The sequence below is a fragment of the Kineococcus vitellinus genome, assembly GCF_009906315.1.
GTDB classification, from domain to species: domain Bacteria; phylum Actinomycetota; class Actinomycetes; order Actinomycetales; family Kineococcaceae; genus Kineococcus; species Kineococcus vitellinus.
This window is the reverse complement of record NZ_JAAALL010000616.1, coordinates 1-701: the sequence shown is the minus strand read 5'-3', so window position 1 is coordinate 701 and position 701 is coordinate 1. Positions and strand designations below refer to the sequence as shown.

Here is a 701-nt window from a genome sequence, read left to right as displayed (position 1 = left end):
ACCTCGTCGACGGGGCCGCGCACGTGGAGCAGGTCTCCGTCGACCCCGCCTGGGGCCGCCGCGGGCTGGGCCGCGCGCTGCTGGAGGCCGCGGCCGGCCGGGCCGCCCGCCGCGGGCTGGCGGCGCTGACCCTCACGACGTTCGCCGACGTGCCGTGGAACGCGCCGTACTACGCGCGGCTGGGGTTCGCGGTGCTGCCCGACGACCGGCTGGGACCGGGGCTGCGCGCCGTCGTCGAGCGCGAGCGCGCGCACGGCCTGCACGCCTGGCCGCGGGTGGTGATGCGCCGCGACCTCGGGCCCGCCGGCCTCGGCGGGTGAGCCCTCACAGGTGCGTGGCGGCGATGTCCCCGGGGTGGTCGCTGGCGGCGGCGCGCTCGCGGGCGGCGTCCAGCCGCTTCACCAGCGGGGTGGCGCTGGCCCCGTGCACCAGCACGGACAGGGCGATGGTGAACCCGACGACCGCCCACAGCTGCTCGGCCGGGAAGGAGCTCTCCTCCTCCAGCGCCCACGCCAGGTAGAACAGCGAGCCGATGCCGCGGACGCCGAAGATGCCGATGACCGCCCGCTCCAGCTTGCCGCCGTGGGTGCCCAGCAGGCTCAGCAGCCCGGCCAGCGGCCGGATGGCCACGATGAGCAGCACGCCGACCAGGGCCAGCTGCCAGGTCAGCGCGGCCAGCAGGCCGTCGGCCAGCGCCGCCC

2 protein-coding genes are annotated in these 701 nt (G+C 77.9%); one reads left to right on the top strand and one right to left on the bottom strand.

The genetic code is table 11. The annotated features are described in order from the left end of the window. A partial coding sequence (locus GTQ99_RS23750) for a GNAT family N-acetyltransferase (protein WP_166618087.1) occupies nt 1-320 on the top strand: 320 nt, incomplete at its 5' end. A gap of 4 nt (nt 321-324) precedes the next feature. On the opposite strand, the gene GTQ99_RS23745 is transcribed toward GTQ99_RS23750, so the two are convergent. Then, a partial coding sequence (locus GTQ99_RS23745) for a cation:proton antiporter domain-containing protein (protein ID WP_205708137.1) occupies nt 325-701 on the bottom strand: 377 nt, incomplete at its 5' end.